Annotated in this window: 11 protein-coding genes; 6 read left to right on the top strand and 5 right to left on the bottom strand. The window is 68.5% G+C overall.

Features of this window, described 5'->3' with window-relative positions:
* The first annotated feature begins 131 nt into the window (after nt 1–131).
* A complete protein-coding gene (locus A5757_RS12595; protein WP_066834003.1) occupies nt 132–1043 on the top strand; it encodes an LLM class F420-dependent oxidoreductase in 912 nt (303 codons plus the stop codon).
* Here the strand turns inward: A5757_RS12595 and A5757_RS12590 are convergent.
* On the bottom strand, nt 1040–1711 hold the full coding sequence (locus A5757_RS12590; RefSeq protein ID WP_066834000.1) for an SDR family oxidoreductase: 672 nt from the start codon (nt 1709–1711) through the stop codon (nt 1040–1042). The two genes, A5757_RS12595 and A5757_RS12590, sit on opposite strands and share 4 nt — an antisense overlap.
* Nucleotides 1712–1741: 30 nt before the next feature.
* The gene (locus tag A5757_RS12585; protein WP_066833997.1) at nt 1742–2185 is read right to left on the bottom strand and encodes a VOC family protein; all 444 of its coding nucleotides are present in this window, start codon (nt 2183–2185) and stop codon (nt 1742–1744) included.
* Nucleotides 2186–2311: 126 nt separating this feature from the next.
* Between A5757_RS12585 and A5757_RS12580 the strand changes: the two genes are divergently transcribed.
* Both A5757_RS12580 and A5757_RS12575 read left to right on the top strand, forming a co-directional pair.
* On the top strand, nt 2312–3154 hold the full coding sequence (locus tag A5757_RS12580; protein WP_066833994.1) for an enoyl-CoA hydratase/isomerase family protein: 843 nt from the start codon (nt 2312–2314) through the stop codon (nt 3152–3154).
* A 10-nt stretch (nt 3155–3164) separates the two neighbouring features.
* On the top strand, nt 3165–3968 hold the full coding sequence (locus A5757_RS12575) for an MBL fold metallo-hydrolase (RefSeq protein ID WP_369815939.1): 804 nt from the start codon (nt 3165–3167) through the stop codon (nt 3966–3968).
* Here the strand turns inward: A5757_RS12575 and A5757_RS12570 are convergent.
* Entirely contained in the window at nt 3965–4684 is a 720-nt protein-coding gene (locus tag A5757_RS12570) for a VTT domain-containing protein (protein WP_066833988.1), read from the bottom strand. The two genes, A5757_RS12575 and A5757_RS12570, sit on opposite strands and share 4 nt — an antisense overlap.
* 158 nt (nt 4685–4842) lie before the next feature.
* Between A5757_RS12570 and A5757_RS12565 the strand changes: the two genes are divergently transcribed.
* Both A5757_RS12565 and fbaA read left to right on the top strand, forming a co-directional pair.
* Nucleotides 4843–5856, top strand: a complete 1014-nt coding sequence (locus tag A5757_RS12565) for an alcohol dehydrogenase catalytic domain-containing protein (protein WP_066833986.1) — start codon at nt 4843–4845, stop codon at nt 5854–5856.
* Nucleotides 5857–5898: 42 nt separating this feature from the next.
* The gene (fbaA, locus tag A5757_RS12560; RefSeq protein ID WP_066833983.1) at nt 5899–6933 is read left to right on the top strand and encodes a class II fructose-bisphosphate aldolase; all 1035 of its coding nucleotides are present in this window, start codon (nt 5899–5901) and stop codon (nt 6931–6933) included.
* A gap of 49 nt (nt 6934–6982) precedes the next feature.
* Here the strand turns inward: fbaA and A5757_RS12555 are convergent, their stop codons facing one another.
* On the bottom strand, nt 6983–7765 hold the full coding sequence (locus A5757_RS12555; RefSeq protein ID WP_066833980.1) for a DUF4878 domain-containing protein: 783 nt from the start codon (nt 7763–7765) through the stop codon (nt 6983–6985).
* A gap of 99 nt (nt 7766–7864) precedes the next feature.
* Here A5757_RS12555 and A5757_RS12550 point away from each other — a divergent pair, with 99 nt between their 5' ends.
* Nucleotides 7865–8281 carry a DUF3151 domain-containing protein gene (locus A5757_RS12550; protein ID WP_066834077.1) on the top strand — a complete coding sequence of 139 codons (417 nt, stop codon included), beginning with the start codon at nt 7865–7867 and terminating at the stop codon, nt 8279–8281.
* A 1-nt stretch (nt 8282) separates the two neighbouring features.
* Here the strand turns inward: A5757_RS12550 and A5757_RS12545 are convergent, their stop codons facing one another.
* On the bottom strand, nt 8283–9185 hold the full coding sequence (locus A5757_RS12545; protein WP_066833977.1) for a cation diffusion facilitator family transporter: 903 nt from the start codon (nt 9183–9185) through the stop codon (nt 8283–8285).
* Nucleotides 9186–9230 lie beyond the last annotated feature (45 nt).

Raw genomic sequence — 9230 nt, 5'->3', positions numbered from 1 at the left:
AGATGTGTATAAGAGACAGCCCCCGGACACCGCGAGCGTGCGTGTCTGCACACGACACACCGGGCATTCGCGAGCAGTTTGCGCACACTCGCCGTGACGACCGTTGACACCCGTCACGTAGGTTGGGTTTCGTGACTTCATCTGCGAAACCGGACATCGCCTTCCCGTCCCGCATCGGCGTCTGGTGGGCCAGCGAGACCTGGCCGATCACCGACGCCCAGGACGTCGCCCGCGAGATCGAGGCGCTCGGCTACGGCTCGCTGTTCATCCCGGAGGTGGCGGGCAAGGAGGTGCTGACGCAGTCGATGGCGTTCTTGTCGGCGACCGACCGGCTCGTCGTCGGCACCGGCATCGCCAACATCCACGTCCGGCTGCCCTCGGCCGCCGAGACCGGGGGCCGCACCATCAACGCCCTGTACCCGAACCGCTACGTGCTGGGACTCGGCGTCAGCCACGCACCGCTGGTCGAGTACGCGATGGGCGGGACCTACGCCAAACCGCTGGCGACCATGCGCAACTACCTCGACAAGATGAACTCGGTGGGGGAGGCGATCGAACCCGGCGCCGCGCGGCCAACGCGCCTGCTGGCCGCGCTGGGACCGAAGATGATCGAACTGTCCGGCACGCATGCCGACGGCGCCCACCCCTACCTGGTGACGCCCGAGCAGACGCGCACCACGCGCGGCATCCTTGGACCGGACAAGTGGATCGTCTCCGAGCAGGCGGTGGCCATCGGCGGTGACGACGCCGATCAGCTGCGGCGGGCGCATCAGCATCTGGACGTCTACAGCGGGCTGCCGAACTACCGGAACTCGTGGCTGCGGCAGGGCTTCGACGAATCCGACCTCGTGCGCGGCGGTAGCGACCGGCTGGCGCGTGGCATCGTCGGCATGGGTTCGGTGGAGCAGGCCGCCGCGTCGGTGACGGCGCACCTCGACGCCGGCGCCGACCACGTGGTGCTGCAGGTGCTCGGCGACGATCCGATGGCCGATCCCCGGGCCGCGCTGCGCGAACTCGCCGACGTGCTGGAGTTGCGCCGCTAGGTCGACAGCTTCGCTTTCACGTTGCGCGACAGTTCGTCGGCGATGACCTCGTTATCGCCGGCGAACAGGCCGTCGAGCGCGAGTTCGGCCACCACGCCGGGGTCCGTCTTCTGGTCGGCGGGGATGTAGCTCACCATATCGGTGTCCATGTAGCCGACGTGCAGCGCGGCGACGTGAATGTTCTTGGGCGCCAACTGGGCTCGTACCGCATCGGTCATCGCCCACCCGGCGGCCTTGGCGGCGGAATAGGCGCCGCTGGTCGGGGGGTGATACCACGACAGGACCGAGAGCACGTTGAGGATGGCGCCACCTCCGTTACCGTCGATGACGGGCGCGAACGCGCGGATCACCTGCAGCGTGCCGAAGTAGTGCGTCTCCATCTCCAACCGGATGTCCTCGAGGGCGCCGTCGAGGAGATTCGCCTGGGTCGAGACGCCTGCGTTGTTGATCAGCACGGTGACATCGGAGGCCAATTCAGCTGCGCGCGAGATCGATTCGGGATCGGTGATGTCGAGCTGGACCGGGATGACGCCGGGGATGTCGACGGTTTCCGGTCGCCGGGCACCGCCGTATACCTTGGCGCCGCGCGCGACGAGTTGTTCGGCGAATCGCCGGCCCAGGCCGCGGTTCGCACCGGTCACGAGAGCGACCACGTCGGTTGTGTTCATATCTGTCTCCTTTGGTGGTGGCACGTCCGGTCAGCGACCGGGCGCGAGTTCGGTGACCTCCTGAAGCACCCAACTGTTCCCGTCGGGATCTTCGAAGGAGGCGAAAGGCGAATAACTGCGGCGTTGTGGGTCGGGGCCGGGCACCCGCGCGGCGACTCCGGCGTGATTGAAGACTCCGGTCTTGTCGTGGAACACCTCGCTGACCGCGGCCCCGCGGTCGGCGAGTTCGGCGCGGGCGGTCTCGACGTCGGTGACGACCAGATAGAGGCCCGCAGCGGTGCCCGGCGTCGACGTGGTCACGCCGGAGCCGAAGATGATGGAGGCGGCAGATCCGGGCGGGGTGAACTGGACGACGCGATAGTCCTCTCCGACAGCGAAATCCGCATCCAGTCGCCAGCCCAGCGCCTGGTAGAAGTTCTTGGCCCGGTCGACGTCCGACACCGGTACGACAACGACTTCGAGTCTGTAGTCCATGACGGCTCCTCTCCTTGAGGGGTTCGAGCCGTGGCGCGGATGTCGCGGTTCGGACTCCCGGGGGAACGCCGACCATGAAGAAGTCATTCCCGACCCGCAGACGTGGCACGTCGGTACCCTCAGCCCATGACGGGAAGTGCGCCGACCGAACAGATTTCGCTGACCCGGCGCTCACCGGCGTATTGGCGCGTCACCTTCACCCACCCGCCGCTGAACATCTTCGGACCGCAGAACCTGCCCGAACTGAACGCTGTCGTCACCGCGCTCGAGGAGGACGACGACGTCAAGGTGGTGGTGTTCGACAGTGCCGTCGACGGGTTCTTCCTGACCCACTACGACTTTCGGGCCCCGCTGGAGGAGTCGACCCGTCAGCCCGTCGGCAAGACGGGTCTACAGGCCCTGCCGGACATGCTCGCCAGGTTGAGCCGCGCCCCGGTCGTGTCGATTGCGTCGATCCGCGGCCGCGCGACCGGCGTCGGCAGCGAGTTGGCGCTGGCCAGCGACATGCGATTCGCCAGCCGTGAGAAGGCGATCCTGTCGCAGTGGGAGGTCGGCGCGGGCCTCGTGCCCGGCGGCGGGCCGATGGCGCGGCTACCCCGGTTGATCGGCCGGGGTCGCGCCCTGGAGGTGCTGCTGGGGGCCGACGACATCGACGGGGAGCTGGCCGAGCGGTATGGCTACGTCAACCGCGCCCTCCCGGACGCCGAACTGGACGGGTTCGTCGATGCGCTGGCCACCCGCATCGCGTCCTTCGACAAACGGGCCATCACCGAAACAAAGCGACTCGTCGACGTCAACAGCCTGCCGCGCGACGACGAGATCGCCCCCGAGTGGGAGGCGTTCCTGGCCGCCCTCGGCCGCCCTGCCGCGCAGCGCCGGATCGAGACGCTGTTCGAACGCGGTTTCCACGACCCCGGTGACGTGGAGACCCGCCTCGGCTACCACGTCGCCCAACTCGGCGATCAGTGACATGAGCGCCATCGGTCCGGAACGCCACTTCTTCGCCGTCGGCGTCGTCGGCGGCCCCACCGTGGTGATTGATTACGGCGGAACCCGCTTCGTGACCGATCCGACGTTCGACGAACCCCGGGACTACGGCGCGATGGTCAAACTCGATCCGCCGGCAGTGCCCGCCGCGGCACTCGGCGACGTGGACGCGGTGCTGCTCAGCCATGATGACCACCACGACAATCTCGACGTTGCAGGACGGGAGTGGGCCACCACATCGGTCCCGCTCGTGCTGACAGGTCCGGGCGCCGCCAGCAGACTGGGTGGGCGGGCGATCGGCCTACCGACCTGGCAGCACACCGAGATCGCCCGCGGCGACGGGACCGGAGCCATCACGGTCACCGGCGTTCCGGCCGTCCACGGGCCTCTCGACGGGACCCGCGACGCGTCCGGACACGTCAACGCCGAGGTCACGGGCTTCGTCCTACGGGCCGACGGCCTGCCCACGGTCTACGTGAGCGGAGACAACGCGTCGCTGGCTCCCGTCGCGCAGATCGCGCGGCGCTTCGAGGACATCCACGTCGCCGTGCTGTTCGCCGGGGCGTCGCGACTCCCCACCAAGAACCAGGGCCGCCCCCTCACCCTGACCGGGCCGCGCGCAGCGGATGTTGCGGCGGCGCTCGGTGCGCCTAAGGTGGTGATCGCCCACATCGCGGGCTGGTCGATCTACAGCGAATCCATCGCCGACGTACGGTCGGCGTTCGACGAGGCGGGTATCGCCGATCGGTTGGTCGCCGCCGACGCAGGCAGCTGGTCGCTACTCGATGATTCCTAGGCCGGGTCGTCGATCGGCGGTGCTGCAACACCCGCCCGTTTCGCCGCCCGGCGCCGTTTGATCCACTCCAGCAGGATCGGCACCACCGACACCAGCACGATGACGATGACGATCGGCTCGAGCAGGTCCTGGACGATCTGGAAGCGACCCAGCCAGTAGCCCAGCAGCACCAGACCGACGCCCCACACCACCGCGCCGATGATGTTGAACAACGCGAACACCGGATAGCTCATCCGCGCCGCGCCGGCGGTCAGTGGCGCCAGGGTGCGGACGATCGGCACGAATCGCGCGATGACGATCGCGAACGGGCCGCGCTGCTCGAAGAACAGATGCGCTTCCTCCAGGTACTTGAGCTTGAGGACGCGGGCGTTCGGTTTGAACATCGCGGTGCCGACGTTGCGGCCGATCCAATAGCCGACCTGCCCGCCCAGGATCGCCGCGATCGGGATGAACACCAGCAACTGCCACAGCTTGAAGTCGATGACCTCGCCGCCGCCCTCGGCCAGCGCTGCGGTGCCCGCCGCGAGCATGCCCGCCACGAACAGCAGCGAGTCGCCCGGCAGGATCGGGAACAGCACGCCGGATTCGACGAACACGACGACGAGCAGCCCCACCAGCGCCCAGGTGCCGAAGTAGCCGAGCAGTGTCATCGGGTCGAGGAAGTCCGGCATCAACGCCAGATGCGTCACAGAATCGGCAAGGGGCGTGGTCGTCATGGGTCCCAAAGATACCGGCCGAAAAGCGGGCGACCCGCCGACGAGCGTGCGTCCGTGGCGTCGAGTGTGCGTCCAGGGCGGAAAATCGCACGAAATCCCGCCCTGGACGCACACTCGATGCCGCCCGCGAAGCAGCAGACCTCATTACGCTCGTATGCATGCCTACGCATAAAGCCGTCCACGTCGCCGCCGCAGGTGAACCACTCAATCTCGTCGAGGTCGAGACGACCTCTCCGCAGGCCGGACACGTCCGGATCGACGTCGCCGCGTGTGGCGTCTGCGGCACCGACCACGCCTTCGTCAACGGCGGCTTCCCCGGATTGAGCTGGCCGCTGACGCCCGGCCACGAGATCGCCGGCACCATCGCCGAGCTCGGCGACGGGGTCGAGGGGTTCGCGACCGGCGACCGGGTGGCCGTCGGCTGGTTCGGCGGCAACTGCAACCGCTGCGTGCCCTGTCGCAAGGGCTTCTTCATGCAGTGCGAGAACGGGCAGGTCCCCGGCCTGAGTTATCCGGGCGGCTACGCCGAGTCGGTGATCGCCCCGGCCACGGCGCTGGCCCGCATCCCCGACGGCCTCTCGTTCGCCGAGGCGGGTCCGATGAGCTGCGCCGGGGTGACGGTGTTCAACGGGCTGCGCAGCACACGCGCCGTCGCCGGCGATCTGGTGGCCGTGCTGGGCGTCGGCGGCCTCGGCCACCTCGGGGTGCAGTTCGCCCGAGCCATGGGCTTCGAGACGGTCGCGATCGCCCGCGGGGCCGGTAAGGCCGACGACGCCAAGGCCCTCGGCGCCCACCACTACATCGACTCGAAGGCCCAGGACGTCGCGCAGGCGCTGCAGGACCTCGGCGGCGCCCGCGTGGTGCTGGCGACCGCGGCCAACTCCCAGGCGATGGCCGACACCGTCGGCGGGATCGGGCCGCAGGGCGAATTGATCGTCGTCGGCGTGACCATGGACCCGCTGCCGATCAGCCCGGGACAGCTCATCTCTCCCGGTATCACCGTCACCGGACACCCGTCGGGGACCTCGCGCGACGTCGAGGAGACCATGCACTTCGCGCTGCTGTCAGGGGTGCGGGCGAAGATCGAGGAGAAGCCACTGGCCGAGGCCGCCGAGGCGTACGCCGCGATGGAGGAGGGTCGAGCGCGCTACCGCATGGTTCTCACCATGTGACTCGGCCTGTGATCCGGCGCTGAGAGGGGGATACTGGCGGACATGCCCATCGCCACTCCTGAGGTCTACGCCGAGATGCTCGACCGTGCCAAGCAGCACGGGTTCGCCTTCCCGGCCATCAACTGCGTCGGCTCCGAGAGCCTCAACGCCGCCATCAAGGGCTTCGCCGACGCCCGCAGTGACGGCATCATCCAATTCTCCACCGGCGGAGCAGAATTCGCGTCCGGACTGGGCGTCAAGGACATGGTCACCGGCGCGGTGGCGCTCGCCGAGTTCGCGCATGTGATCGCCGCGAAGTATCCGATCACCGTCGCGCTGCACACCGACCACTGCCCGAAGGACAAGCTCGACACCTACGTCCGCCCGCTGCTGGCGATCTCCGCGGAACGTGTTGCGGCAGGGCGTGATCCGTTGTTCCAATCCCACATGTGGGACGGGTCGGCCGTGCCGATCGACGAGAACCTCTCGATCGCCAGCGAACTCCTCGAACAGGCGGCGGCCGCGAAGATCGTCCTCGAAGTCGAGATCGGCGTGGTCGGCGGCGAGGAGGACGGCGTGGAGGCCGAGATCAACGACAAGCTCTACACCACCGCCGAGGACTTCGAGAAGACCGTCGACGCGCTGGGCGCCGGCGAGCGCGGCCGCTACCTGCTGGCCGCCACCTTCGGCAACGTCCACGGCGTCTACAAGCCCGGCAACGTCAAACTCAAGCCGGAGGTCCTCGCCGAGGGTCAGCGCGTCGCTGCGACCAAGCTCGGATTGCCCAGCGGCGCACAGCCGTTCGACTTCGTCTTCCACGGCGGGTCGGGGTCGCTCAAGAGCGAGATCGAAGATGCGCTGCGCTACGGCGTGGTGAAGATGAACGTCGACACCGACACCCAGTACGCGTTCACCCGCCCGGTGGCCGCGCACATGTTCGCCAACTACGACGGCGTGCTCAAGGTCGACGGGGAGGTCGGCAACAAGAAGGTCTACGACCCGCGCAGCTATTTGAAGAAGGCCGAGGCGGGGATGAGCGAGCGCGTCGTCGAGGCGTGCACCGATCTGCACAGCGCGGGACGGTCGGTCAGCGCGTGATTCGGGTGTAGTTGGTTGCGGTGACCGCGACGAACTACCCCGACATCGCCTAGGGCGACGGGGCCTGGCAGATCTTCCACTGCTCGTCGCGGAACTCCAGGTCGAAGCTGCGGGTGGAGCGGGTCTGCGGTGCGTAGGCCATGAACGCGGTGACGTTGGCCTCGGCGTGGTCGCCGTTGATCACGATCTGGTCGACGCTGGCCACCACCGGATACTGCTTGGCCGCCGCCACCCGCTCATGGGTCTCCGCCCACGCCTTATCGTCGTAGTTGACGTAGCTGTCACGTTTGGCGCCGCAGGTGATGGTGCGCAGCGTCGCCAGATCGCCGTTCTGGATCGCGGTGTCGAACTCCTCGATCGTGGCCTTGACCTGATCCTCCTGCGAGGCGCCCGAATCGGAACCGCGGGTCAGCAACAGCGTGCCCAGCACCGCGATCGCGACCAGCGCCAAGATCACCAGCACCACCGCGATCACCCAGCCCCAGCTGCGGCGCGACTCCGGCGCCGGTCGAGGCGGCTCACCGCCGCGTGCGGGAATCACCTGGGGGCTCGCGGGCTTCTGCTGCGCCGAGAACTGCTCGGTGGGCTCGGACATCGGGAACACCTCGGTGGCCGGATCCGGCGGCGTGTCGATCTTCTGCGTCGATCCGGCGTCGAACCCCGACGGCGCGGTGTACCGACGCTCACCGCCCGGGTCGTCCGGCGACCCCGGTTCGTCGGCCTTGCCGGAGGCGAACACCTCGGTCGCGTCCCCGGCGTCGTACCCGCCCTTACCCGCCACCTCCGGATTGGTCGGCTCATCGCCTTGTTCAGGCCCTCGTGGATTCGACATCCCGGCTGTGTTCCTCCTCAACGACGCTACGAAGAGGAGCTTATCGATCGATCCGAGCCGATGGCCGTTCGCCGCGGCGGGCACGGCACAATGGGCGTCATGACGCGCATGGGTGACCTCCTCGGACCGGAGCCGGTGCTGCTGCCCGGAGACCCGGAGGCCGAGGCCGAACTGGCCGCAGGCGAGAACCCGTCGATCGTGGCCGCAGCACATCCGTCCGCGTCGGTGGCGTGGGCCGAACTCGCCGAGGCGGCGCTGGCCGACGAACAACCCGTCACCGCGTACGCCTACGCCCGCACCGGGTACCACCGCGGGCTCGACCAGCTGCGCCGCAACGGCTGGAAGGGCTTCGGGCCGGTGCCGTTCCGCCACGAACCCAACCGCGGCTTCCTGCGGTGTGTGGCGGCGCTGGCGAAGGCGGCCCGGTCCATCGGCGAGACCGACGAGTATCAGCGCTGCCTGGATCTGCTCGACGACTGCGATCCGGCCGCGGCCGCCGAGTACGGCCTGGCCTGACCTACCAGTCGTTCCCGTCGCAGTTGCTGCAGTCGGTGGACCCGTTCGGCGGTTCGACCTGAACGGTCGCATGGTCGAGTCCGCGGGCGGCGAGCACCGCGCGGGCGTCACCGAGTACCCGGGCGGAGTCCGCGGCCGAGGTCAGGTGGGCGGTGACGACGTCCTTGCCGGGCACCAGCGTCCACACGTGCAGGTCATGGACCTCTGAGACCCCGTCGACGGCGCACAGGGCGGCCCGTAGTTCGTCGACGTCGATGTGGGCGGGGGAGGACTCGGAGAGGATCCGCAGCGCCGCCCGGGCCAGCGAGAACGCCCGCGGCAGCACCCACAGCGCGACCAGCACCGCCACCACCACGTCGGCGTACGGCCACGCGGTGGTCACGGTGACGACGCCGGCGATCAGCACGCCGATGCTGCCGACGGTGTCGGCCATGACCTCCATGTAGGCGCCCTTGACGGCGAGGCTGTGCTCGGACTGTGAACGCAGCAGCAGGACGACGACGAGGTTGGCGATCAGGCCCGCCGTGGCGACCACGATCATCGGCACCCCGGGGACGTCCGGCGCGTCGCCGAGGCGTTCGAACGCCTCGTAGAGAATGAACGTCGCGACGCCGAGCAGCAGCACCGCATTACCGACGGCGGTGAACACCTCGGCCCGGTGCCAGCCGTAGGTGCGGGCGGGCGAGGCGCTGCCCTTGCGGGCCAGCAGGACGGCGGTCAGTCCCATGAACATCGCGACGAGGTCGGTGAGCATGTGACCGGCGTCGGCGAGCAGCGCGATCGAGTTGATCGTCAGGGCCGTGGTGAGTTCGAGGACGAAGAACGAGGTGAGGATCGCCGCCGCGATCAGCATCCTGCTGACGCGGACGTCCTGTCCGTGGCTGTGATCGTGGCCCGCACCCATACGAGCAATCTATGCACAAACACGCATATGAGGCAAGGTCCTCGC

This window comes from Mycobacterium sp. 852013-51886_SCH5428379 (assembly GCF_001665575.1).
GTDB lineage: Bacteria > Actinomycetota > Actinomycetes > Mycobacteriales > Mycobacteriaceae > Mycobacterium.
Note: the sequence above shows the minus strand (reverse complement) of the source record. Positions and strands in the feature narration are given on the sequence as shown.